We start from the raw sequence: 23,338 nt of genomic DNA on the forward strand, positions 1-23,338 counted from the left end.
CATGCGATTTTCGGATTTCGTCCTGCTCCTCAACACGCTCTGGTTCGGCGCCGCATTCATCCAGTTCAGCGTTGCCCAGGGCAATACGCTGAAGATACTGGTACCCCGGGAGGAGCGCGGAAATCCGATCGCCCCAACCTTGTCGGCCAGCGTTGCGTTTCTGGGCGGGATCAATCTGCCGATCGGCCTCCTGTCGCTGTATCTGTTGGTCGCCCGGCCGGCCTTCTTTCAGGCGATCGAAGCGCAGCTCGCGTTGTTCCTGTTCTTCGCCGCGTGTCACTTCAGCCAGTTTGCCTACAACCTTCCGGTCCTGATGCGCGGCGGACGCGTCGGGGTGGCGTATTGGCCCGTGTTGAAGGGGCCGATGCTCCGGATTTTTGTCATCGATGCGATGCTGTTCGCGGCGAATCTTGCCGTGGCCCTCCTGCTCGTGCGCAGTTCCTGACAAGCGCAATCCCGTGTCCGGCCGCTGTAGAGCGGGGGCAGGGAACCACCTGCGCCCGCTACCGATGATCGGCTGGGCAGCCCTGAGTCCGGAGGCGGGTGATCCAGTGTTCCAAGACAGCCGTTATAAATCGAGAAGCCGCAGCGTACTGGATACCCCGCATGCGCGGGGTATGACAGCGTGAAGGTAACGACATTACCTCTGCAGACCAATCGATCAAGTTTGTTCCAAAGAACGGCCGCGAAGTTTGGGACCCTGGATTCGCAGGGACGACAGCGAGACCTACGGTGTCCCGATCCCTAATTCCTTCAGCGCGGCCAGCATCCGCTCCGGCGGCTGCATCTTGATTGTCAGCGCGTTGCCGGTCTCCAGCAGGCTCTTCAGGCTCGACAGGATTGCCGGCCAGCCTGTACGTCCGCCGGACAGGATGTCGTCGCTGATCTCCCGGTCATGCGATTGCAGCATCGTCAGTTTGACTGCATCGCCGACCTGCTCGATCTCGTAAGTGACGAGCGTTGGCCCGAGCTTTTCGAGCAGCGCCGGCCAGTTGACGTTGAAGGTGACGGTGAGCTTCCTCAGCGGTTCGCACTCGATTACCTCGCCCGAGATATGCAGGGCGCCATCCGGCGTGCGCATGATGAAGGCACCGCCGACCCTGAGATCGACCTCGACCGCCTGGCCGGAGAAATACTGCCTGGAAAACTCCGCCTGCGTCAGCGCCTCCCACACTCTCTCCGGCGTCGAGGCGATGTAGATGGTGTAGACAATGGCGGGCTTGAAGTTCTTGACGTTCATGACACACCTTCGGTGCCGAGAGCGGAAACCGGAATTTCGAGCGCGGTGCCGGATTCCAGCAGGCTCTTGAGGCTGGACATAATGGCCGGCCATCCCTTGGAGATGCCATCCAACAGCTTGCTTCCCTCTGCAAATCCTTCATGCGTGAGCGTGAGCTTTACGAATCTGCCGTGCTGCTCGATGGTGAAGACGACCTTCGTAGCCTTCTCATTGCGGTATGCCTCGTTGGTCACGTGCTTGAAAGTGTAGGAGAGCCGCCGCGGCCGATCGGCCTCGAGAATCTCCCCGGTATCGGTCGTGGTGCCGTTCATGACCAGCGCCAGCGGCGAACTAATCTTCCAGTCGGATTTCAGCTCGGTGCCGAACCAGTAGCGTTTGGAGAACTCGCTGGACGTCAGTGCCTCCCACAATTTCTCCGGCGTGGTCTCGATATAGATGACGTAGACGAATTCCGGCTTACTCATCACGCTTCTCCAATTGCCGTTTCAACTCGCTGAGCGCAGTGAGTTTCCCGCGCTCGAATTTCTTGATCCAGCGTTCGCCGATCTGATGGATCGGAACCGGATTGAGGTAGTGCAGCTTCTCGCGGCCATGCTTGTGCGTCGTGACGAGGTTGGCCGCTTCGAGAATCCCAAGGTGCTTGGTCACGGCCTGCCGCGTCATGTCGAGGCCGTCGCAAAGCTCGTTCAGCGTTGTCCGTTTTTGGCGTGAAGCCTGTCCAGCAGCGAACGCCGTGACGCGTCGGCGAGCGCTTTGAAGACCTCATCCATGCCAAAAATAATAGGCAACCGAAAGGTTGCGTATCAAGCGTGTGTTTTGGGGCGCAGTCCAAGGCTGTGTTATCGTGCCGTCAGCCAACACAGATTGGTTTTAAACAGTCGGGGTGGAACATGAGCGGTCGCCTCAAGCTCGCAGCTTGCTTCTCGATCTGTTTCCTCGCATCGTCAGGCATCGTTTGCGCGCAGCAACAGGTGATCGGCGCGCCGCCCGAAGCACTCAACATGAAGCTGGTTGGAACCAGCGACCTGCAGGCGCGCAGCGCCTACCAGCCGACCATCCATCATCAGGGCGACCGCTGGATCGCCTATATCGGCCATCACGGCGGCAGCGATGAGATTCCGGCGCCAGTCAATCCGCAGACTGGCAAGGCCGAGCCGAACGGCACGTCGATCGTCGACGTCACCGATCCCTCACAGCCGAAATATCTGCGCCACCTTCCGGGTCAGGAGGGCAAGTATGAGGGCGGCGGCGCGCAGATGGTGCGGATCTGCGACGGCAAGGCGTTGCCAAGGGGCGATCGCAACTCGGTCTATATGCTGCGCACCTTCGGCGGCGAGGCGCATGAGATCTGGAACGTTGCCGATCCCGCCAATCCCGTATTGATCACGCGGATTGCGGGACTGAAGGACACGCACAAGAGCTGGTGGGAATGCGACACCGGCATTGCCTTCCTGGTGTCGGGCGCGCCGGACTGGCGCACGCGCCGCATGACGCAAATCTATGATCTTTCCGATCCCGCGCACCCGCAGAAAATCCGCGATTTTGGTCTTCCCGGTCAGGAGCCGGGCTCGACCGGTGCGGTGCCGACCGAATTGCACGGGCCGATCTCGACCGGGCCTTCCGGCAACCGGATCTATTTCGGCTACGGTACCAACAAGGGCGGGATTTTGCAGATCGTCGATCGCGAGAAACTGCTCAACGGGCCCAAAGAGCCAACCCCGGACAATCTGCGCTCGCCGGAAATTGCGCGGCTGACCATGTCGCCGTTCAACGGCGCGCATACGACGTTTCCGATGCCGGGAATGCCGATTGCGGAATTCGCGCGCGACAAGGATGGCAAGACCCGCGACATCATGATGATCGTCAATGAAGCGATTTTGAACGAATGCAACGAGCCGCGGCAGATGGTGTGGTTCGCCGACGTTACCGTCGAGAACCGGCCGATGATGATATCGAGCTATACGGTGCCGGAGGCGAGCGGGACCTTCTGCGAGCGGGGCGGGCGGTTCGGCGCGCATTCTTCCAACGAGAGCATGGCGCCGGTTTTCTACAAGAAGATGGCCTTCATCTCCTTCTTCAATGCGGGCGTGCGCGCGCTCGACATTCGCGATCCCTATCATCCCAGGGAAGTCGGCTATTTCATCCCGTCGATCACGGCGGCGACCGACAAGCGCTGCGTTAAGATCGACGGCAAGGATCGCTGCAAGATCGCGATCCAGACCAACAATGTCGAAACCGACGAGCGCGGCTACATCTACATCGTCGACCGCGCCAATACCGGCCTGCACATCCTGGAACTGACCGGCCCGGCGCGCGCCGTCGCCGGTCTGCCGTGAGGGGCGGTGATGCGTCGATGGCCGGTCATCGTTGTTGCGGCCGCGGCGCTCGGTGCGTTGTCGGGCGCCGTGGCCTATCAGCAAACCGTGCCGCGCCAAGGCGAACAGAAAGACTCGTGGCAGGAAGTCGCCTGGCCATTCCCGCGCGACGGCTGGCCCGCGGGACGCGCTTTTCGTTGCCGCGGCGCGTTGTGTGGTGATGGCATCGAGGTATACGTTCGGCCGAAAATCGGCTTCTGCAACTGCGATCGCGGCGTCGCCGACGACGACGAAGTCGATCGTGTCACCGATGTTGATTTGATCAGCGAGTCCTTCGTGCCGCTCGCGCCGGGCGAGATCGTCCATGTCGCCGATATGGCCGGGCGGACCAGGGCCTATGATCTCAAACTCTCCGACAGCTTGCGGCGCGTCGCCATCGGGATCGCCGTCTCGCGCCGCTGCGACCTCCTCGTCGCCGTCGCGCACGGTAACGGTGACGCGCCTGAGGTGCGGCGCGCGGCGCTGGCGCTGCTGGCGACCCGCGAAATGACGCGCTGGATGATGGCTGCGATGGATGAACGATGAGGCGGTGCTTCCTAACCTCGCCCGCTTGCGGGGAGAGGTCGGATCGCATCGAAGATGCGATCCGGGTGAGGGGGTACAGGTCTAGCAACGGCCACAGTTCGCGGAGAGAGCCCCTCACCCCGACCCTCTCCCCGTAAAGAACGGGGAGAGGGAGTTGGAGCGCGGCTTCCATCTGTCGCCTCCGCATGCATAATGACGTAACCGCTCTCCCACCGAGTTCTCCTCCATGTCCCTTCAGGTTTATCTCGCCTTTGTCGCTGCCTGCATCGCGCTCGCGTTGTTGCCGGGTCCTGTAGTCACGCTGCTGATCGCCAATGGCCTGCGGCACGGCACGCGCGCGGCGCTGATCAATTGCGCCGGTGCTCAAACCGGGCTTGCCATCGTGATCGGCATCGTCGCAGTCGGGCTGACATCGCTGATGGCGACCATGGGCTACTGGTTCGACTGGGTGCGTTTTGCCGGCGCGGCCTATCTGATATGGCTCGGCATCAAGCTGATCTGGTCGCCTGCGGAGGGCGTCAACGCCGACGAGCCGCCACCGCCGCCGCGCGGCGGATTTTTCCTGCAGGGCCTGCTGGTGCTGCTCTCCAATCCGAAGGTGCTGGTGTTCTTCGGCGCGTTCATTCCGCAGTTCATGGACATGGAGAAGGATCACTTCCCGCAGGTGGCGCTGCTCGGCATCACGTTCATGGTGATCGCGGCAGCGACCGATGCGATCTATGCGCTGCTCGCCGGCCGCGCGCGAATGTTCTTCTCCAAAGAGCGGACGCGGCTGGTGTCGCGCGTCTCCGGCGGCTTCATGATCGGCGGCGGCATCTGGCTGGCACTGACGCGGGCAAAGTGAACTCGCGGTCTATGTGATGTGCTGGTCCCGATCGGCCGCGAACTGGTGTCGCATGCAGCGGCGTGCTCCCTAGCCTCCACCCGCAAGGGGGAAGGGAACGCGACCTTCGCCTTGGCGAGACCCGATCAATTGCTGCTTGCGCAACATCTCCTCAATCTCGCCAAGTATCCGCGCCAGCCGCTCCGCCCATGCCTTCTCGCCCGCCTGATCCGAAATCAGATCCTGACGAATTTCGATTCCCGTGTTCATCAACCCGCGCGCCTCGCCATGCACGGGGATCGTGTAATCGGTCTCGTCGCTGACCGCATAAGGCTCGTTGTCGCCGACTACGAGATCGCCCTCGGCGCGCAACAGCTTTAGCAACAGCGGCGGGAGGTGCTTGTCGCGATGGTAGAGCGTGCCGATGTGCCAAGGCCGCGCAATCCCGGCATAGACGGGCGTGAAACTGTGTAGCGACACCAGCACTGTCGGCATGGCGGCGTTTCCGCGCTGGTCGATGATCTCGTCGATGCGCCGGTGGTAGGGATCGAAGATCTGCGCCCGCCGTATCGCGGCGGCTTCGCGCGAAATGCCTTCATTGCCGGGAATCGTGGTCGCCTCGCTGATGCGCGGGATCGAGCCTGCGGCGTGCGGTGGGCGGTTGCAGTCGATGACGAGCCGTGAGTAACGCTGCACGATCAGATGGGCATCGAGATGTTTTGAGAGCGCTTCCGCGACGCCGGCAATTCCGATGTCCCAGGCGATATGGCGTGTCAGTTCGCTCTCGGGCAGGCCGAGATCGCCAAGCACGCGCGGAATGAGCCTTCCATAGTGATCGGAGGTGAGCAGGAACGGCGAGCGCCCTGATTCGTTATATTCACGGACTGGAGGAGCATCTTCGGTGCTGAGGAGCAGGGCTGTGCTGGCGGCGTCGTTCAAAGCGTTTTCCTTGGAGTATTGCCCATCGAAGCGGCACCCCGATCTACAATTGGGCAGGATTCGGCCCTTACCAGACCTGCCAGAATCGACGATTGTTTGACGATGCCGCTCCTGACCGTCAACCACAAGACCGTTTATCGCTACACCCGTCCGGTCGTATTCGGCGAGCACCGCATCATGCTGCGCCCGCTGCCGGGACATGACTTAAGGATCCGCGCAAGCGAACTCGAGATCGAACCGAAGCCGATGTCGTTGCGATGGATTCACGACGTGTTCGGCAACACGGTTGCGATCGCGACCTTCGACGAGCGCGCCGACACCTTGTCATTCACCGCAACCGCTACCGTCGAGCACAATCCGGCCGAAAAGTTTGCGCTGACGCCGGACGATCCCGCCTATTTCTATCCGTTCCTCTACGACGACGAGGAATTTCCCGACCTGTTGCAATTCGTCACGCCGCAATATGGCGACCCCAACGGCGAGCTGTCGGGTTGGGCACGGAAATTTCTGGACGCCGAGGCGCCGACGCCAACGTTCAAGGTCCTGAGCGGCATGACGCATGGCATTCGCGAGGCCTTTACCTATCGCAAGCGCCATGAGCAGGGCACCCAGCATCCGCTCGACACGCTGCAGACTGGCTCCGGTACCTGCCGGGATTATGCGCTGTTCATGATCGAGGCGCTGCGCCGGCTCGGCATCGCCGCGCGCTTCGTCTCCGGCTACATCTTCATTCCTGGCGACGGCGCGCATGGTCATGTCGGCGGCGGCTCGACGCATGCTTGGGTGCAGGTCTATCTGCCGAGCGCAGGGTGGATCGAGTTCGATCCGACCAACGGCATCGTCGGCACCCGCGATCTCATTCGCGTCGCGGTGGCGCGCGATCCGTGCCAGGCAATTCCGTTGCATGGCACTTATCTCGGCTCGCCTGACGCGTTTGCCGGGATGGAGGTCAGCGTCAACGTCGTCTCGGCCGGCCAGGAGACGGAAGCGCAGCACGAGGTACAGCAGGCGGAAAAGGTCTGAGCCATGGAGATCAAGGTCGGCTTCGAAATCGCCTATGCGGCCGTGCAGCCGACGCCGATGGTGATCATGCTCTCGATACACCCGTCGCGCTTTGCCGACATCGTCGGCACCGAGCGCATTGTAGCCGAGCCCGATGTGCCGATCGGCTTCTACCGCGACGGTTTTGGCAACGTCTGCGGCCGGCTGGTCGCACCCGCCGGCGGCGTCACGCTGCGCGGCGACGCGCTGGTGCGCGATTCCGGCCTGCCGGACGCCGTAGTGCCGACCGCGCAGCAATTGCCGATCGATCAACTGCCGGATGAAGTGCTGCAATATTTGATGCCGAGCCGGTATTGCGAGACCGACAAGCTCACCGATATTGCCTGGTCTTTATTCGGCAACACAGCGCCGGGCTGGGCGCGGGTGCAGGCGATCGTCGACTTCGTGCACAACCACGTCAGCTTCGGCTATCAGCACGCCCATCACATGAAGTCGGCGCACGACGTCTACGCGGAGGGCGCCGGCGTCTGCCGCGACTTTGCGCATTTGGCGCTGACCTTCTGCCGCTGCATGAACATTCCGGCGCGCTACTGCACCGGCTATCTCGGCGACATCGGCGTGCCCCGCGATCCCGCGCCGATGGATTTTTCCGGCTGGTTCCAGGTCTATCTCTCCGGCCAATGGTACACCTTCGACGCCCGCCATAACGTGCCGCGCATCGGCCGTATCCTGATGGCCACCGGCCGGGATGCTGCCGACGTCGCGCTGACCACGAGTTTTGGCCGGATGGATCTGGTGAAATTTTTCGTCATCAGCGAGGAGGTCGTGCCGGCGTAGCCCCGTCATTGCGAGCGCAGCGAAGCAATCCATTGCTGCGCACATCGCAAACACCGTATGGATTGCTTCGTCGCTTTCGCTCCTCGCAATGACAGCCAAATGCAAAACCCATGATTTCAGATCGACTGTTCGTCTACGGCACGCTGATGCGCGGCTTCGACCATCCGATGGCGCAGCTATTGTCGCGCAGTGCGGATTTTTTGGGCACGGCTACCTGTCGTGGCCGGCTCTATCTGATCAAGCATTATCCGGGGCTGGTGCTGTCGGATGACGCCAACGAAATCGTGTTCGGTGAACTGTATCGTTTGCGCGATCGCGACGCGTTGCTGGCCGAGTTCGACATGTATGAGGCCTGCGGCGCCGGATTTCCGGAACCGACCGAATACATCCGCCGCATGCTACAAGTGACGCTGGAAGACGGCACGGCGGGCGAGGCGTGGACCTATCTCTACAACTGGCCGGTCACCGGCCTGCCGCGCATTGCGTCGGGCAGGTTTTTGGAGAACTAGCTCGCATGTCCCGGACGCGGTGCAGCGCTCCTGGCGATGCGAAAGCATCGTCCAGTGCGCTGCGCCGCAGAGCCGGGACCCATGCTCGTTATGCCGCACGTGTGGCCCCGGCTTAGCAGCGCATCACTGTCGTGCTGCGCAGCATCCGGGGCATGAGCATCACCCAGCATCCAGCCTCTCCCGTTCCAGCCTGATGTCCACCTCGCGCTCGACATATTTCCACTCCTCGGTCGCGCGCAGCGTGCGGACCAGCTCCTCGAATTCCTCCGCATGCTCGGGCGCGTATTCAAACCAGGTGAGGAAGTCGAAGGCCTCTCCGAGATCGCGGCTGTGATAGAGCTGGCGGGCGATCGCCGGCAGGTATTTCAGGCTATCGGCGATGTGATGCGATCTGTCCTCAAAGATCTGCCGCCGCTCCTCCTGCGTCAGCTCCCACCACGCCGCCGATTTCTTGATCGGGATCAGCGCCGCATAGGTCGCCTCAGGTCGGCCGATCTCGGCCGGCACGGCGTCAAGCTGCGTCTTCTCGGCCCGCTCGGTATAGCGCAGGTGGCTGGCGACGCCGGCCAGCCGCCACGAGGTCGGCGAGGGCAGGATCGGCAGTGCGATCGACAGGGAATGCACGACCGACAGCGACGGCGTCGGCGAAAGCGACGCGCCCTTCACCGGCGCAAACCGCGTCACCCGCCACGCCCCGCTCCTGCCACCCCGGAACACCGTGAACATGCGGGGTATGGAAGCGCGGAACCGCGATCGGATCAAGCTAGTCACCGTCATTCCGGGGCGCGTCGAAGACGCGAACCCGGAATCCGGAGATTCTCAGGGGCGCAAGGGCGCCCCATAATTCGATGCTACGCATCGCCCCGGAATGACAGGGCCTGTGAATAACCGGGAGAATCATAACAACCTTCGTATTTTACCGGTCCATCCATATATCCATGATCGGTTCGCCCACGGCCAGGCAAAAACTCACCCCATGCGCTTCACGCCCCAATTTCTCGACGAACTGCGTGCCCGGCTTCCGGTCTCGGAAGTCGTGGGCCGGCGCGTCAAGCTGAAGAGGGCAGGGAGGGAGTTTAAGGGCCTGTCGCCCTTCCAGCAGGAGAAGACGCCCTCTTTCACGGTCAACGACCAGAAGCAATTTTACCACGACTTCTCTACCGGAAAGCACGGCAACATTTTCGACTTCGTCATGGAGACGGAAGGCGTCTCGTTTCCGGAGGCCGTCGAGCGCCTCGCCGCCATGGCCGGCCTGCCGTTGCCGGCGGCGACACCTGACGCTGCGCGCCACGAGCAGCGCCGCAAAACGCTGCATGACGTGATGGAACTCGCGGCAAAATTCTTTGCCGATACGCTGGCCTCGCGGAACGGCGCCAAGGCGCGCGGCTATCTCGGTGACCGCGGCATTTCACCGGCGACGCAGCTGCAGTTTCGCCTCGGCTATGCCCCGGGCGAGCGCTTTGCGCTGAAGGAGCATCTCGGCGCGCAGGGCATTTCCACCGAGGACATGGTGGAAGCGGGGCTGCTCGTTGGCGGCGACGATATTCCTGTTCCTTATGACCGCTTCCGCGACCGCGTGATGTTTCCGATCGCCGACGCCAGAGGCCGCGTCATCGCCTTCGGCGGCCGCGCGCTGGAAAAGGACGTTCCGGCAAAGTATTTGAACTCGCCGGAAACCCCGCTGTTTCACAAAGGCGACAATCTCTACAACCTCGCCACCGCGCGACAGGCGACCCATGACGGTTCGCCGCTGATCGTGGTCGAAGGCTATGTCGACGTCATCGCCATGGTCACCGCGGGCTTTGCTGGCGCGGTGGCGCCGCTTGGCACGGCCTTGACCGAAAACCAGCTTGCGCTGCTCTGGAAGATGGCGGACGAGCCGATCCTCTGTTTCGACGGCGACCGCGCCGGACAGAAAGCAGCGTACCGCGCCGCCGACCTGGCGCTGCCCAACCTCACGCCCGGCAAGAGCCTGCGCTTCGCGCTGCTGCCCGAGGGGCAGGACCCCGACGACCTCGCCCGCACCGGCGGCCGCGTCGCGATCGAAGAGGTGATCGGTGCCGCGCGCGGGCTCGCCGACATGATCTGGTCGCGCGAGATCGAGGGCGGCACGTTTGCAACCCCCGAACGGCGTGCGGCGCTGGAAGCGCGCATCAACGAACTCTCCAATGGCATTCGCGACGAGGTCGTGCGCCGCTACTACCGGCAGGATCTCGCCGAACGCCTGCAGCGCGCGTTTGCGCCGGAAGGCGCGCGAGGCGGCTACGGCCGGGGTAATTTCCGGACCGGCCGCCCCGAATCACCCCGCGCGTTTGCCCCGCGCGGAGCGGGTCCGGCCGGCCGATTCGCCCCCCGCGGCGGCCGCCCGCCGGGGATAACTTCAGGAATCGCCCCCGGCCCCTACCAGGCGGCGAGCCCCCAGCTTGCGACCAGTCCGATCATGCGCGGCCAACGCAGCGCGATGTCCCGCCGCGAGGCCCTAATCCTGCAATCCCTGATTAACCACCCTTGGCTGCTGCACGATCATCTGGAGGAGGTGGCCGCTCTGGAACTGGCGCATCCCGAGGCCAACAAGCTCCGCGCCGGCATTATCGCCGCCTTCGCCAACGATCATCACCACTCTCCCGACGTCGAGGAGCAGGCCGAGAAAATGCGCGCCGATCTCGAGGCCCGCGGATTAGGCGAGGTTCTTCAACGGGTTGAGCGAGCGATCACGACGGTGGCGGTGTGGGCCGCCAGGCCCGGCGCGGCGCGCGAGGACGTTTTGGCCACTTGGCAGCAACTCGTTGTCTTGCATCAGAAAACGCACGCCCTACTTAGGGAGAAGAAAGATGCCGAACTGGCATTGGCCGAGGAGACCAGCGAGGCCAATCTGGCATGGCTGAAGGATGTCAGCGCCCGGCTGGACTCCCTCGACGGCACCGAGGCCCTGATTGAGGGTTTTGGCGAGCTTTCGGGCCGGTTCCGCAAAAGCGTTTGACGATTAAAAAATGATGCGGACGGCTCTGGCCGGGCCCGCGAAAAGACTCGCCAAATCTATGATTTGGCGGCAAAAACAGGGTTAAGCAAAGCTTAAGGGCCTTCGGGCTACGAAAGACAGAAACCGGTGATGCGGAAGGCAGGGGTGGCGACAGTCTGCGCCGCCCTTTGCGCGTCGTAACCATGGTGCGGAAAAGCGGGTGCCGCTTTCGACCGATCATGCGAAGGCGAATGAACAGAGCGAGGTGGCGATCGAACGTCGTCATCTCGAACGAATTGAATGAAGAGCTGCGGGTTGGTGTGACGCACGCCTGCATGAAGCGCGTTTCGGGAGCTTGATGAATGGCCACCAAGGCAAAGACGCTGCAGGTTAAGGACAAGGAAAAAGACGACAAGGCAGCGGACGCCCCTGAGAAGGATAGCCCCGACGCGCCGTCGCCGTTGCTCGACCTGACGGATGCCGCGGTCAAGAAGATGATCAAGCAGGCCAAGAAGCGCGGCTTCGTGACCTTCGATCAGCTCAACGAAGTCTTGCCCTCCGACACTACCTCGCCCGAGCAGATCGAGGACATCATGTCGATGCTCTCGGACATGGGCATCAACGTCTCCGAGGCCGAAGAGGCCGACGAGGAGGCCGAGAAGGAAGAGGCCGACGACGACACCGACAACGAGCTTGTCGAGGTCACGGCGAAGGCTGTCACCGAGGTCAAGAAGTCCGAGCCCGGCGAGCGCACCGACGATCCCGTCCGCATGTATCTGCGCGAGATGGGCACGGTGGAATTGCTGTCGCGCGAAGGCGAAATCGCGATTGCCAAGCGCATCGAGGCCGGCCGCGAGGCGATGATTGCGGGTCTCTGCGAAAGCCCGCTGACTTTCCAGGCCATCATCATCTGGCGCGATGAGCTTAACGAAGGAAAGATCTTCCTTCGCGACATCATCGATCTCGAAGCGACTTACGCCGGCCCCGACGCCAAGAACAACATGAACCCGGCGATGATCGCCGCCCCCGCCGAAGGCGCTGCCGCCAACGGCGAGGCCGCGCCCGCGCATGTCGCGCCGCCGGCTGCACCTCCCGCGCCGACTCCGTTCCGTACAGCCCCTGCGGGAGATGCGGAGACCGAGGAGAAGGATCCGGCGGAAGCCGCCGCCGAAGGCGACATGGATGACGACGAGTTCGAAAACCAGATGTCGCTGGCTGCAATCGAGGCCGAGCTGAAGCCGAAGGTGGTCGAGACCTTCGACAAGATCGCGTCCGAGTACAAGAAGCTGCGGCGTCTTCAGGAACAGGACATCGCCAACCAGCTTCAGAGCGAGTCGCTCTCGCCCTCGCAGGAGCGCAAGTACAAGAAGCTGAAGGACGAGATCATCGTCGAGGTGAAATCGCTGCGGCTGAACCAGGCCCGTATCGATTCACTCGTCGAGCAGCTCTACGACATCAACAAGAAGCTGGTCTCGTTCGAAGGCCGCCTGCTGCGCCTCGGCGACAGCCACGGCGTTGCGCGCGAGGACTTTTTACGCAACTACCAGGGCTCGGAGCTCGATCCGCGCTGGCTCAACCGTGTCTCGAAACTCTCCGCCAAGGGCTGGAAGAATTTCGTCCATCACGAAAAGGACCGCATCAAGGAGTTGCGCCACGAGATCCAGTCGCTGGCGGCGCTGACGGGGCTTGAGATCGGCGAATTCCGCAAGATCGTGCACGGCGTGCAGAAGGGCGAGCGCGAGGCGCGCCAGGCCAAGAAGGAAATGGTCGAGGCCAACCTTCGCCTGGTGATCTCGATCGCCAAGAAATACACCAACCGTGGCCTGCAGTTCCTCGACCTGATCCAGGAAGGCAACATCGGCCTGATGAAAGCGGTCGATAAATTCGAATATCGCCGCGGCTACAAGTTCTCGACCTACGCCACGTGGTGGATCCGGCAGGCGATCACGCGCTCGATCGCTGACCAGGCGCGCACCATCCGCATCCCCGTGCACATGATCGAGACCATCAACAAGATCGTGCGCACGAGCCGCCAGATGCTCAACGAGATCGGCCGCGAGCCGACGCCGGAAGAACTCGCCGAAAAGCTCGGCATGCCCCTGGAGAAGGTCCGCAAGGTCCTGAAGATCGCGAAAGAGCCGCTCTCGCTGGAGACGCCCGTCGGTGATGAAGAGGATTCACACCTCGGCGATTTCATCGAGGACAAGAACGCGATCCTGCCGATCGATGCGGCGATCCAGTCCAACCTGCGCGAGACCACCACGCGCGTCCTGGCCTCGCTCACCCCGCGCGAAGAGCGCGTGCTCCGCATGCGCTTCGGCATCGGCATGAACACGGATCATACGCTGGAAGAAGTCGGCCAGCAGTTCTCGGTGACGAGAGAGCGTATCCGTCAGATCGAAGCCAAGGCGCTGCGCAAGCTGAAGCATCCGTCAAGGAGCAGGAAGCTGCGGAGTTTCCTCGATAACTGATTTTCTCAGTCAGTACTGACTGTCATTGCCGGGCTTGACCGGCAATCCATCGAGACAAAAGCGGCGGGCGAAAGCCCGCCGTTCTTATTTTCGGCGCGCTGAGTTGGATCTGTGTGCTATCTGCGACCCGTCATCCTGAGGTGCGAGCGCAGCGAGCCTCGAAGGATGTGCGGCCCCGCTGGTGGCCGTCGTCCTTCGAGACGCGACGCAAAAGCGTCGCTCCTCAGGATGATGGATCACATTGACGAAAGCTTGCTTTATCAGGCGCTAGCCGACTATTTTTTCTTCACGCCGACGCGGCTGATGCTCTTGATCTTGAGCGGCGCGCGGCCGGATTTCTCAGCGATCTCGCGGTCCTGCTCCATAATGTAGCCGCGCGCCGGCTCGTCGCCGTCGAGCCCACCGAGCAATTCGGCAGGCACCCGCCGGTTGGAGCGTTGCGAGTCATCCTCGTAGACGACATTGAAGAAGGCGAACTCGCCTTTGGGATTGGTTCCGGGTTTTTTGGCCATGGGCGGCTTGTCCTCGATAGGATCGCCGCTGTCAATCACCCTCGCTCCGCGCCGGTTTGCCCTGCGGGACGTCGGCGACGCGATTTGTCTATGGCCACTTTGCCGGCATACTGTTCGCCTGGAACAAGGGGAAGGGCATTGGTGATGCCGGCAGCTTCCAACACCAAGAGTGATTTCCGACCGGTGCTGATGGCCTGCTGCCTTGCCATGCTGGCGGTGGGTGACAACAGCACGGCGATCATGGCGGCGCTGCCCGAAATGAGAGCTGGCCTGCAACTTGGTCCGGCGGAAGTCGAATGGGTGGTCAATGCCTATCTACTCACCGCAGCGATATTCATCATCGTCGGCGGCGGCGCGGCGGATCAGCTTGGGGCGCAAAGATCCTCGGTTGCCGGCATCGCCCTGTTCGCTCTCGCCTCACTGATCATTGCGCTTGCACCAGCCGGATTCGTGGTGGTCGGGGCACGTGCGCTGCAAGGGTTGGGGGCCGCGTTCGCCGTGGCCGGCACGCTTGCCGCGGTGACCGAAGCCGCGCCCGACTCGCGGCGGGCGGAGGCGATCGGGGCATGGACCGGCTTCCTGATGCTTGGCTTCAGCATCGGTCCGCTCGTCGGCGGCGCCGTGACGCATTACGCGGGCTGGCGCTTTATCTTCTGGCTGAACGTCGCCGCCATGGTGCCCGCAGCGCTGATGCTGCTGCGGCACCCCGGAGCGCAAGGCGGTCGCACGATGTCGATGGACTGGGTGGGCCTTGGTATTCTCGCGGTCTTCATGGTGACGTTGATAACGGGGTTGCAGGCGTTGGCGCATGTTCGCGTCAATCCGCAAGCCGCAATCGTCCCGCTCGCGCTGGCGCTGATAGCGTTCGGTGGACTGATCCGGACGGAGATACGGTGCCGTCAGCCGCTGGTGGACTTCGGCCTGTTTTCGAACCGGAATTTCGCGATCGCCGCCGGCCTCCTGTTCCTCGTGATGTTCGACATCATGACGCTGCTGCTCTACTACAACCTCTTTGCGCAATCCGCAGGCGGACTCGGCATGTCCGCCGTTGCGGCCGGCCTTTCGCTGCTGCCGCTCTCCGTTGCGCTGTTCGCCTTCGCGCGAGCGGCTCCCTCCATTGGAATGAGGATCGGCGTGCGGCGCATGCTGACAGGTGGATCGCTCCTGCTTGCGCTCGGCTGCGCGATCATCTGGTCGTCGTTGCAGATCGAAGCGAGGTTTGCGCTTCTGATGCCCGGTCTCTTTGTCGCCGGCGCTGGAATCGCCCTCATTTACGCTTCGGCGCCGCGGCTCGGACTTGCAACGCTGCCCCAATCGCAGGCGGGAAAAGGCTCTGGGCTACTGAATTCGTGCAGCTTTCTAGGCGGCACAGTCGGAGTGACGTTCGGAGGCATCGTCTTCGCGCTGAGTGGATTCTCCGGCGTGCCCGTGCTTCTGGGAGTTTCAGCGCTGGCTAGCGCGGCGCTCTGCCTTCGGCTGCACGCGGATTGAAAGTCCATTTGTCTGAGCAAAATCTGCAAATCTCCGCCCACCTTTGATCCCGATTGTCAGCCACCCTCCGCGGCGTGCATCACCTCCCGAACCAGGCTGCCCGGCGCCTCGGCCCGAGTGCCGCCGCCATCTGGCCGCCGCTACGCCGCTTCATCGCGCGCGAACATCGGCTCGGCCGCTTCATGGCGCGGCGCCGCTCAACTTCAGCCCTTTACGAATTCCTCCGCTTCGGCGTGAAGCAGGCCTGGGCCTGCTTGTTCGGCGGCATCGCGATTTTCCTGATGGTCGCAACCTGGCTCTTTTATCCGGCGAGCGCGCCGCTTGCCCGCTACGACTTTCTGTTTCTCTGCATGATCGCCGTTCAGGTCGCCCTCTTCGCGGGCCGGCTGGAGACATCGGACGAAGCGAAGGTGATCCTGATCTATCATTTCGTCGGCACCGTGATGGAGATATTCAAGACGCAGGTCGGCTCCTGGATTTACCCGGAGCCGAATTTCTTCCGGATCGGCGGCGTGCCGCTATTCTCCGGCTTCATGTATGCCTGCATAGGCAGCTATCTCTGCCGTGCGTGGCGCCTGTTCGATTTCGAGTTCTCCGATCACCCCCGGCGCCTCGGCCTCATCGTGCTCAGCGTCGCGATCTACGTCAACTTCTTCAGCCATCACTACATGGTCGATCTGCGCTGGATCCTGTTCGCATGGGCGGGCTGGATCTTCTTCGGCACCCGCGTGTATTTCAGGATCTGGCACGACCATCGTTCGATGCCGCTGTTGCTCGGGCTCGTGCTGGTGTCGCTCTTCATCTGGTTCTCGGAAAACATCGGCACGTTCACCAGGATCTGGCTCTATCCGTCACAGCAGCAGGGCTGGTCGATGGTGTCCTTCGGCAAGCTCGGGTCATGGTTTTTGCTGCTGATCATCAGCTACACGCTGGTAAGCCTGATCAATCCGCCGCGCGAGCGTGCGACCAGCGTCCGGGAAAGATTCAATTGCATGCCGGGTTGTTGGCATCCGCGACCGTGAGGAAGGTAATGGTGGCAGGCGCGATCTCAACCGAACCCGGTGGCGACGTCACCGCTGCGAGCCGCGGAAGACCGTCATTCGGGCCGAGATCCAAAACTGTTCCATTCAGCTTCACGCCGGCGCTTTCCAGATGATCCGCCGACAGCGTGTAACGCTCGCTGGCCGCGGGCAATCGCAAGAGGGCAGTGGCCGTCCTGTCCGTATTGATGGCGAGCAATATGACGGCCCCACGTTCGCCTCGCCGGCAATGCGCGTACAGGTGAATCCCCTTGTGCACGCCGGCGTCGAGAACGGTCGTTCCCATCAGTCTGCGCCACAGCAGCGCCGCCCAGTAATTTGGCCGCGGCCGCAGCGTCGTCTCGTCAAGCAGGCCGTAGTCGCTTGCCGCCAGCGTGTTGTGCGCCACCATCTGGACGCCGGCCCTGGCAAGCCGGCCAAGCTGATCGAGATATCGGAACGTATCGAGGAACGTGGCAGCCCAGGGATTGCCGCCGCAGGCTGTCTCGGCGGTTTCGGTCAGCCACATCGGTCTACCAGGCGTAAACTCGTCTCTCAGCGATCGGTAGAACGCGAGCGTCTGCTCCGTGCTCTTAAGCCACGCTTCCGAAAGGGCGGCCTCTTGTGTGGTTTGGCCCGGAATTCCGGAGCATCGCTGCGAGAGGGCGCCATAGTGATGATAGGAAAACGCATCGATGCCGGGGCCGGATGCGGCAAGCAGATCCCGCGTACTGATGAAGCCGGAGCCGGACTGCGACGCTGTTGTCTCGCCAATCGAACCAGGGCCCAGAACGATCACATCCGGTTCGTTGTCCCCGATGAATGCAACAAAGGCTTTGAAGTCCCGCCCGTAAGCTGCCGCGTCGTATCCTTTCGGCGCGCCGCCCATGGCGGCCAGCGTCGGTTCGTTCATGAACTCAGCGGCGGCAATTCTGCCACCGATGGATCTGGTGTAGGCGAACAAGCGACGCGCCTGATCGCTCCGCCATCGACCTGCTGCGTCCCGGGCACCGGGGCTTATCGCCATCGACGTCACGATCTCTGCATTGACCGCGCGGGCAAAGTCGATGACGCCTTTCCAGCGCTCGCGGCTCAGCACCGCGCGGAAGCCGTTGGGCGGCGTTGATGGCGTCTCATCGCTTTCAGCAAAGTAGGTGCTATTGGCCCAGGTGCCGCTGACGCGCAGGTAGGCCGGGGCCAGCGCGGCAGCCAATGCGCGCAGCCGGGCGTTCGAGAGATCGATGGGCTTTCGATATTCGAAGAGGTCGGGATTCGCGCCGGCTGGAAGATTCCCAGCATTATCACCACCTCGATCTGACGGCGCTGCTGCGCTCGCCCTGTAAGGCTTCCAGAAGCGTCCGCCGGTGACCTCGACCATTTCCACATTGTACGATTGAAAGCGCTCGTCGACGGTGCCGAGACGCGGCAATCGTGAAGGGTCGACGGAGAGCGTCGGCGCCTGGGCGGCCGCCTTCTGGATTCCCGTGAGTGCGGCGATCACAATTACAATTCCGACTTTGAAACCACTGGACCTGGTCATGGCATTGTCCTCGGAGGAGCGCCCGCCGAGCAGCTCGGAATGCACGCGCCGGAGCGATGCCGACCGCGACAGCATTCCTTTCCGCGGAGCGAAGGGGAACAATTGCAGTTCGCTCATTGCCAAAGAAAGTGGAAGCCACTTGCGAAATGATCGAATAATAGCCATGTATGGTCAATCGAGTTTCGGCCGAACGACTTGGCCTCGCCGCTCATAGCGCGCCTGACTGACGACCCTCTCCCCAGACCTCGAAATTAGCCTGCTGCGTTCTTGAGCGCGGTTCCAAACACATCTATCTTGAAGGACGATCTCCCATGAATACGGGAACTGTGAAGTGGTTTAACAGCCAAAAGGGTTTCGGCTTCATTCAGCCGGACCAGGGAAGCCAAGATGTTTTCGTTCATATCAGCGCTGTCGAACGCGCCGGCATGAGTACCCTCAACGAGGGACAGAAGGTTTCCTTTGACGTCGTTGCAGATCGCCGGACTGGCAAATCTGCCGCGGAAAATCTGCGCGCCGCGTAATCTGCCGCAACCGACGCCATGCTGCTTTGACCACGGATGTACTGGCAGAGCCTTTGGTTCGCGACTCCGCGCCGGGTTTACCGGTCGCGGAGTTCTTTTTTGCATATCGCGGCAATGCCGCCAAGCTGGCCTTTAAGACTTGGCCTTAAGACTTAGCCTTGAGCAGTCTGTTGGCGGTGGCCTGCCCGTTGAAACAAAACTGAGGTCGGGAACGTGCCTACCAATATCAATCTAGATCAGGAACATGATGACATCATGTACCCGCAGGTCCTCCCGTTTCTTTTGGTCCACGCAGGGTGCGTCGCGGCGTTCTGGTCGGGCATCACATGGCAAGCGACTGCAATTTGCGTCGTTCTATATTGGCTGCGCATGTTTGCGATCGGTGCCGGGTATCATCGGTATTTTTCGCACCGAGCTTACTCGACAAGCCGGGTGTTTCAATTCATCCTTGCATTCCTTGCCCAAAGCAGCGCTCAGAAAAGCGTCCTTTGGTGGGCTGCGAAACACCGACATCACCATCTTCATTCAGATTCCGAGCTAGATGTGCATTCACCCCGGCACAAAGGCTTCGTGCACAGTCATGTCAGCTGGATCTTCTATCGACAGCACGATGCAACCGATCTGGTAAAGGTTTCGGATTTTGCATCGTATCCTGAGTTGATGTGGCTGCACAAATTCGAGGTTTTGCCAGCGGTCACGATCGCTGGTCTCTGCTTCCTCATCGCCGGATGGCCGGGGCTCGTGGTCGGCTTCCTCTGGAGCACCGTCGTTCTGTATCATGCAACGTTTTGCATCAATTCCCTAGCACATGTTCACGGACGCAAGCGGTATGTTACGGGCGATGATTCCCGCAACAATTGGCTGCTGGCTCTCCTTACGATGGGTGAGGGCTGGCACAACAATCATCACGCGTACCAGAGCAGCGCTCGGCAGGGCTTCCGTTGGTGGGAGATTGATGGGACCTATTATGTTCTAGTGGCCTTGTCCTGGCTCGGGATTGTCTGGGATCTAAAGAGGCCGCCGGAGCCGGTTCTGCGCAATGAGCAGCGATTGGGATCACGAGTGCTAAGCCGAACGGCTGAGCAGCTCGCTAGACGTTTCAACCCCGAACACATCGCGCAGGCTATCAAATCATCAGTCCACGAGACCGAATTGTGGTCGGTGCGGGACGCGCTGCTTCTATTGCAGCAGCGGGCCGATTTGCGTTGGAATCTGCATCCGCCTCACATGCCAACTCGTGACCAGCTACTCGCTGCAGCCCAGGAGATGTTCGCGAAGACCAGATTTTTGGACGACATCGTCGAGCGTGCATATGGGGTCCTGATCGAATCTGTCGGATCTCTATTGATCAGTCCACCTCGGTTGGCCGTGGCAAATTCGAAATCGCAAGCGAGCATGGATAGCAGACACCCATCCTCAAATGGCTGATGCCTCCATTCTTGTGTAACCAGTGGCGTTTACCTCAAGCGTCCCCATATAAGGTGCATGGCTAGCTGGCAAATCCGGCACGCAGGAGCCGGAAGGCGAAGACTTAGCTCCGACAGATGCTGACCGGGGTCGTTCGTACACGTAGCCCAGCGTGGACCACGGGGCGACGCGCATGCCGAAGCCAATAAGATCGCCGCTGGGCGGCCTGCGTCGATTAGAGCAGCGGGGGTCACAGAACCCTATCTATCTGCATTCAACTTGATTCGTGACCAGCGCGGCAATTTTCATAAGGAGCAGTGTATGCGAAAACTTCCCAAGCCTACCGAACAAGAGATCAATGAGGGACCCCAAACAGTATCTTTTCAGATTGCGAATGGAAACGCGCGGCAGGGCTGCATACTGCAAACCAGCTTCCCTACGAAGGCACAGGCGCAGAAGTACCTTCTCGCGAATTGGCCGATCATCGAAAAGATGGCTCGCGACGCTCTCGCGACGGGGACCGTTGAAGGCGGCCAGCTCAAGCTCACGATGATCTAAACAGCCCATGCGGACGGAGCAGACACCGTTACGTCGCTATCATGATCGATCTTGATTCATGACGGGCCCCGTGGGTAAAACCGCATGTGGCCGCACGCGCCCATACCCGGATTTATGAGTAGACGCCCTAGACCGCCGCCAACGTTGCGTTAAGCTGGCCGCGCGAGCGAAAAGTCGGTAGAGCCGAGGAACTCGGGATGTTCAAGAGCAAGAGATTTACGACGGCCATTTTCCTGACCTTGGCTATCCTCGCATCTGCAGGCCCCCCATCCCACGCCGCCCAATGCGGCAATTCCGCCGCCGGCTACGAATCCTGGAAGCAGCAATTCGCCGGCGAAGCCCGAGCAAAAGGCATCAGCGCTTCGACCATCCAGGCCTTGATGGCGACGAACTACGCGCAGGCGACCATCAACGCCGACCGCGGCCAACGCAGTTTCAAACTTTCGCTCGATCAGTTTCTTGCCAAGCGCGGCGCCACCACGATCGTCGCGAGGGGGAGGCAGCTCAAGCAATCGCAGGCCGCGCTGTTCGCTTCCATTCAGAGCCGCTATGGCGTGCCGCCGGGGCCGCTGCTTGCGATCTGGGGGATGGAGACCGGGTTCGGCAGCCAGCGCGGCAATCAGAACATGCTCGCCTCGATCGCGACGCTGGCCTATGACTGCCGGCGCTCGGAATATTTCACCGAGCATCTCTACGCGGCGCTGCAATTGATCGACCGCGGCGCGCTCCCTGCCAGCCAGCGCGGCTCGATGCATGGCGAGGTCGGGCAGACGCAGTTCATGCCCAAGGCCATTCTGGCCTACGGCACCGGCAATCTCGAAAACGCGGCCAACGCGCTGATGTCGACCGCGAACTTTTTGAAGGCGCATGGCTGGCGCGCGGGTGCCGGCTATCAGCCGGGCGAGCCGAATTTCGCCGCCATCCAGGCCTGGAATGCCGCGGGCGTCTATCAGAAGGCGATCGCGCTGATGGGTCGTCAGATCGACGGCGGGGAGTAGGGCGGTCGCCGACCTCCGAAGCCAATCGCTCCGTCGTCCCTGCGAACGCACTAGCAGATGCACACATTGCCGGCTGCGACGGAATGACTCGATGTCTTGATTTGGCCTTCCGCAGCGACGGTCTGCTGTGATTCTGTATCTGGCACTTCGATTCCATTGAGGTGCCAAGATGTTGAACGAACAATTCAGGCTTGGTCGGTTCGGGGATGGCCGTCTCGATAAAGGGGGGCGGCTCTGCTCGAAGGGATGGTCACGCGCGCCAGCTCGTGCTTGCGTCGAGCGGCGGATGGTGATCGGGCCAAGATAGTCCGATACGGCCGATTTCTCGCCAATGAGAACGTGAGCTTGGAAGCACTGCTCGCAGGCTGGGGCGAACAGACGGCGGTTGCGGCGGCCGGCCGGCACGTGCTGGCGATCCAGGATACAAGCGAGATCAACTTTAGGACCCAACCCGAGCGTCGGCGCGGGCTGGGTGAGATCGGCAAAGGGAACAGCCACGGCTTGCTGTTGCATGCGATGGCCGCCGTGGATGCCGCCAGTGACGCCTGTCTGGGGCTGGTAGGCGGGAAGATTTGGACGCGCCAGGGCCGGGTTACGGTGCCGCACGATCAGCGGCCACTGGAGCAGAAGGAGTCGGAACGTTGGATCAGCACGGCCCATCGAGCCAAGCAGGTGCTCTCTGCGGCCACGATGGTCACGGTGATCGACGATCGCGAGGGCGACATCTATGCCAAATGGGCGAGCGTATCGGCCTCAAACTTCCATCTGTTGACGCGGAGCATGCATGATCGCGTGCTGGCCGACGGTGCAAGCATGTATGCCACCGCCAGCAGTTGGCCCGTCGTCGACACTGCCACCATCGACGTTGTGGCGCGTGCCGATCGGCCCGCCCGACAGGCCAAGCTGGTGCTGCGGTTCGGTCGGGTCACCCTCAGAAGGCCGCAGAACGCGTCTGCCGACTTACCGCGGACAGTCGAACTCGCTTTGGTCGAGGTCGTTGAAGTCGATCCGCCAGCGGGCGTCGAGCCGCTGCACTGGTACCTGCTGACGACCCATGACGTGAACGATGTCGCGTCTGCCTGGCAGATCGTCAACTGGTACAAAAAGCGTTGGATTATCGAGCAGCTGTTCCGCCTGATCAAAACGCAGGGGCTGCAACTCGAAGACAGCCGGATCGAAACCGCCGATCGGCTGCTCAAGCTCACCGCGATCGCCGCCAAGGCTGCCGTCGTGATCCTGCAACTGGTTCAGGCTCGCGACGGACGCAGCGCCGAACCTGCCAGCAACGCGTTCAACAAAGAGCAGATCAAGCTGCTCGCCGCACTGGCCACCAAGTACGAAGGCAGAACCAAACTCCAAAGCAATCCACATCGCCCGCAAACCTTGGCTTGGGCCTCATGGATCATTGCTCGCCTCGGCGGATGGGATGGATACCCTCGCACCAAACCCGGCCCCATCACCATGAGGCATGGCCTCCAATACTTCTTGGGCGTGGCTTCCGCCTGGGAGACCCTCAAAGATGTGTGAATCAGCTAGTGCCAACGCAGGGACCCATAACCACAGGCGGCAATTTGTTGAAGCCAAGCCGTTAAACAGCCCGCTTCAACAACAT

General features: G+C 61.7%; 22 protein-coding genes and 1 pseudogene. 16 read left to right on the forward strand and 7 right to left on the reverse strand.

Features of this window, described 5'->3' with window-relative positions; genetic code table 11:
- Window position 1: 1 nt before the first annotated feature.
- Window positions 2-445, forward strand: coding sequence for a hypothetical protein (locus RX328_RS05805; protein WP_213254132.1), 444 nt, complete (start codon window positions 2-4; stop codon window positions 443-445).
- Window positions 446-727: 282 nt separating this feature from the next.
- Here the strand turns inward: RX328_RS05805 and RX328_RS05810 are convergent, their stop codons facing one another.
- The 3 genes and pseudogenes from RX328_RS05810 to RX328_RS05820 all read right to left on the reverse strand — a co-directional run bounded on the left by RX328_RS05810 (window position 728) and on the right by RX328_RS05820 (window position 2,010).
- A complete protein-coding gene (locus tag RX328_RS05810) occupies window positions 728-1,240 on the reverse strand; it encodes an SRPBCC family protein (protein WP_213254131.1) in 513 nt (170 codons plus the stop codon).
- Entirely contained in the window at window positions 1,237-1,704 is a 468-nt protein-coding gene (locus tag RX328_RS05815) for an SRPBCC family protein (protein ID WP_213254130.1), read from the reverse strand. The genes RX328_RS05810 and RX328_RS05815 overlap by 4 nt, the downstream gene beginning before the upstream one ends.
- Window positions 1,697-2,010, reverse strand: a pseudogene (locus RX328_RS05820) (ArsR/SmtB family transcription factor). Before RX328_RS05820 ends, RX328_RS05815 begins: the two are co-directional and overlap by 8 nt.
- Window positions 2,011-2,130: 120 nt before the next feature.
- Between RX328_RS05820 and RX328_RS05825 the strand changes: the two are divergent.
- From RX328_RS05825 to RX328_RS05835, 3 genes are all read left to right on the forward strand, one after another.
- Window positions 2,131-3,576 carry an LVIVD repeat-containing protein gene (locus tag RX328_RS05825; protein WP_213254129.1) on the forward strand — a complete coding sequence of 482 codons (1,446 nt, stop codon included), beginning with the start codon at window positions 2,131-2,133 and terminating at the stop codon, window positions 3,574-3,576.
- Window positions 3,577-3,585: 9 nt separating this feature from the next.
- Entirely contained in the window at window positions 3,586-4,140 is a 555-nt protein-coding gene (locus RX328_RS05830; RefSeq protein WP_213254128.1) for a hypothetical protein, read from the forward strand.
- Window positions 4,141-4,366: 226 nt separating this feature from the next.
- Entirely contained in the window at window positions 4,367-4,984 is a 618-nt protein-coding gene (locus RX328_RS05835; RefSeq protein ID WP_213254127.1) for a LysE family translocator, read from the forward strand.
- Between the two features lie 69 nt (window positions 4,985-5,053).
- Here the strand turns inward: RX328_RS05835 and RX328_RS05840 are convergent, their stop codons facing one another.
- Window positions 5,054-5,902, reverse strand: coding sequence for an N-formylglutamate amidohydrolase (locus RX328_RS05840; RefSeq protein ID WP_213254126.1), 849 nt, complete (start codon window positions 5,900-5,902; stop codon window positions 5,054-5,056).
- Between the two features lie 102 nt (window positions 5,903-6,004).
- Between RX328_RS05840 and RX328_RS05845 the strand changes: the two genes are divergently transcribed.
- The 3 genes from RX328_RS05845 to RX328_RS05855 all read left to right on the forward strand — a co-directional run bounded on the left by RX328_RS05845 (window position 6,005) and on the right by RX328_RS05855 (window position 8,250).
- Window positions 6,005-6,925 (forward strand): transglutaminase N-terminal domain-containing protein, encoded by a 921-nt coding sequence (locus tag RX328_RS05845; protein WP_213254125.1) that lies wholly within the window; start codon window positions 6,005-6,007, stop codon window positions 6,923-6,925.
- A 3-nt stretch (window positions 6,926-6,928) separates the two neighbouring features.
- Window positions 6,929-7,741, forward strand: a complete 813-nt coding sequence (locus RX328_RS05850; protein ID WP_213254124.1) for a transglutaminase-like domain-containing protein — start codon at window positions 6,929-6,931, stop codon at window positions 7,739-7,741.
- Window positions 7,742-7,851: 110 nt separating this feature from the next.
- On the forward strand, window positions 7,852-8,250 hold the full coding sequence (locus tag RX328_RS05855) for a gamma-glutamylcyclotransferase (protein WP_213254123.1): 399 nt from the start codon (window positions 7,852-7,854) through the stop codon (window positions 8,248-8,250).
- Window positions 8,251-8,409: 159 nt separating this feature from the next.
- Here RX328_RS05855 and RX328_RS05860 read toward each other — a convergent pair whose 3' ends face one another.
- A complete protein-coding gene (locus RX328_RS05860) occupies window positions 8,410-8,976 on the reverse strand; it encodes a chlorite dismutase family protein (protein ID WP_213254171.1) in 567 nt (188 codons plus the stop codon).
- A gap of 250 nt (window positions 8,977-9,226) precedes the next feature.
- On the opposite strand from RX328_RS05860, the gene dnaG reads away from it, so the two are divergent.
- Both dnaG and rpoD read left to right on the forward strand, forming a co-directional pair.
- Window positions 9,227-11,230 (forward strand): DNA primase, encoded by a 2,004-nt coding sequence (gene dnaG, locus RX328_RS05865; RefSeq protein ID WP_213254122.1) that lies wholly within the window; start codon window positions 9,227-9,229, stop codon window positions 11,228-11,230.
- Window positions 11,231-11,571: 341 nt separating this feature from the next.
- The gene (rpoD, locus tag RX328_RS05870) at window positions 11,572-13,680 is read left to right on the forward strand and encodes an RNA polymerase sigma factor RpoD (protein ID WP_213254121.1); all 2,109 of its coding nucleotides are present in this window, start codon (window positions 11,572-11,574) and stop codon (window positions 13,678-13,680) included.
- 275 nt (window positions 13,681-13,955) lie between these two features.
- On the opposite strand, the gene RX328_RS05875 is transcribed toward rpoD, so the two are convergent.
- A complete protein-coding gene (locus tag RX328_RS05875; protein WP_213254120.1) occupies window positions 13,956-14,192 on the reverse strand; it encodes a hypothetical protein in 237 nt (78 codons plus the stop codon).
- A 144-nt stretch (window positions 14,193-14,336) separates the two neighbouring features.
- Here RX328_RS05875 and RX328_RS05880 point away from each other — a divergent pair, with 144 nt between their 5' ends.
- Together RX328_RS05880 and RX328_RS05885 are read left to right on the forward strand one after the other, a co-directional pair.
- The gene (locus RX328_RS05880; RefSeq protein ID WP_213254119.1) at window positions 14,337-15,683 is read left to right on the forward strand and encodes an MFS transporter; all 1,347 of its coding nucleotides are present in this window, start codon (window positions 14,337-14,339) and stop codon (window positions 15,681-15,683) included.
- A 53-nt stretch (window positions 15,684-15,736) separates the two neighbouring features.
- Window positions 15,737-16,705 (forward strand): DUF817 domain-containing protein, encoded by a 969-nt coding sequence (locus tag RX328_RS05885; RefSeq protein ID WP_249726923.1) that lies wholly within the window; start codon window positions 15,737-15,739, stop codon window positions 16,703-16,705.
- Here RX328_RS05885 and RX328_RS05890 read toward each other — a convergent pair.
- Window positions 16,668-18,242: a hypothetical protein gene (locus RX328_RS05890; RefSeq protein WP_213254118.1), complete on the reverse strand. Its 1,575-nt coding sequence runs from the start codon at window positions 18,240-18,242 to the stop codon at window positions 16,668-16,670. The genes RX328_RS05885 and RX328_RS05890 overlap by 38 nt on opposite strands.
- Window positions 18,243-18,553: 311 nt before the next feature.
- Between RX328_RS05890 and RX328_RS05895 the strand changes: the two genes are divergently transcribed.
- From RX328_RS05895 to RX328_RS05915, 5 genes are all read left to right on the forward strand, one after another.
- Window positions 18,554-18,763, forward strand: coding sequence for a cold-shock protein (locus tag RX328_RS05895; RefSeq protein WP_213254117.1), 210 nt, complete (start codon window positions 18,554-18,556; stop codon window positions 18,761-18,763).
- 213 nt (window positions 18,764-18,976) lie between these two features.
- Window positions 18,977-20,191, forward strand: a complete 1,215-nt coding sequence (locus RX328_RS05900; RefSeq protein WP_312018092.1) for an acyl-CoA desaturase — start codon at window positions 18,977-18,979, stop codon at window positions 20,189-20,191.
- 300 nt (window positions 20,192-20,491) lie between these two features.
- The gene (locus RX328_RS05905) at window positions 20,492-20,728 is read left to right on the forward strand and encodes a hypothetical protein (RefSeq protein ID WP_213254116.1); all 237 of its coding nucleotides are present in this window, start codon (window positions 20,492-20,494) and stop codon (window positions 20,726-20,728) included.
- 197 nt (window positions 20,729-20,925) lie between these two features.
- Window positions 20,926-21,726: a lytic transglycosylase domain-containing protein gene (locus RX328_RS05910; protein WP_213254115.1), complete on the forward strand. Its 801-nt coding sequence runs from the start codon at window positions 20,926-20,928 to the stop codon at window positions 21,724-21,726.
- Between the two features lie 339 nt (window positions 21,727-22,065).
- Entirely contained in the window at window positions 22,066-23,253 is a 1,188-nt protein-coding gene (locus tag RX328_RS05915) for an IS4 family transposase (RefSeq protein ID WP_317258526.1), read from the forward strand.
- Window positions 23,254-23,338: the final 85 nt, after the last annotated feature.

This window comes from Bradyrhizobium sp. sBnM-33 (genome assembly GCF_032917945.1).
Lineage (GTDB): Bacteria > Pseudomonadota > Alphaproteobacteria > Rhizobiales > Xanthobacteraceae > Bradyrhizobium.

Coding starts and splice junctions, on each gene's coding strand:
- RX328_RS05855 (WP_213254123.1), top strand. CDS start 7,852: ATGATTTCAGATCGACTGTTCGTCTACGGCACGCTGATGCGCGGCTTC.
- RX328_RS05830 (WP_213254128.1), top strand. CDS start 3,586: ATGCGTCGATGGCCGGTCATCGTTGTTGCGGCCGCGGCGCTCGGTGCG.
- RX328_RS05890 (WP_213254118.1), bottom strand. CDS start 18,242: ATGACCAGGTCCAGTGGTTTCAAAGTCGGAATTGTAATTGTGATCGCC.
- dnaG (WP_213254122.1), top strand. CDS start 9,227: ATGCGCTTCACGCCCCAATTTCTCGACGAACTGCGTGCCCGGCTTCCG.
- RX328_RS05845 (WP_213254125.1), top strand. CDS start 6,005: ATGCCGCTCCTGACCGTCAACCACAAGACCGTTTATCGCTACACCCGT.
- RX328_RS05825 (WP_213254129.1), top strand. CDS start 2,131: ATGAGCGGTCGCCTCAAGCTCGCAGCTTGCTTCTCGATCTGTTTCCTC.
- RX328_RS05905 (WP_213254116.1), top strand. CDS start 20,492: ATGCGAAAACTTCCCAAGCCTACCGAACAAGAGATCAATGAGGGACCC.
- RX328_RS05835 (WP_213254127.1), top strand. CDS start 4,367: ATGTCCCTTCAGGTTTATCTCGCCTTTGTCGCTGCCTGCATCGCGCTC.
- RX328_RS05815 (WP_213254130.1), bottom strand. CDS start 1,704: ATGAGTAAGCCGGAATTCGTCTACGTCATCTATATCGAGACCACGCCG.
- RX328_RS05805 (WP_213254132.1), top strand. CDS start 2: ATGCGATTTTCGGATTTCGTCCTGCTCCTCAACACGCTCTGGTTCGGC.
- RX328_RS05875 (WP_213254120.1), bottom strand. CDS start 14,192: ATGGCCAAAAAACCCGGAACCAATCCCAAAGGCGAGTTCGCCTTCTTC.
- rpoD (WP_213254121.1), top strand. CDS start 11,572: ATGGCCACCAAGGCAAAGACGCTGCAGGTTAAGGACAAGGAAAAAGAC.
- RX328_RS05860 (WP_213254171.1), bottom strand. CDS start 8,976: ATGTTCACGGTGTTCCGGGGTGGCAGGAGCGGGGCGTGGCGGGTGACG.
- RX328_RS05810 (WP_213254131.1), bottom strand. CDS start 1,240: ATGAACGTCAAGAACTTCAAGCCCGCCATTGTCTACACCATCTACATC.
- RX328_RS05910 (WP_213254115.1), top strand. CDS start 20,926: ATGTTCAAGAGCAAGAGATTTACGACGGCCATTTTCCTGACCTTGGCT.
- RX328_RS05880 (WP_213254119.1), top strand. CDS start 14,337: ATGCCGGCAGCTTCCAACACCAAGAGTGATTTCCGACCGGTGCTGATG.
- RX328_RS05850 (WP_213254124.1), top strand. CDS start 6,929: ATGGAGATCAAGGTCGGCTTCGAAATCGCCTATGCGGCCGTGCAGCCG.
- RX328_RS05895 (WP_213254117.1), top strand. CDS start 18,554: ATGAATACGGGAACTGTGAAGTGGTTTAACAGCCAAAAGGGTTTCGGC.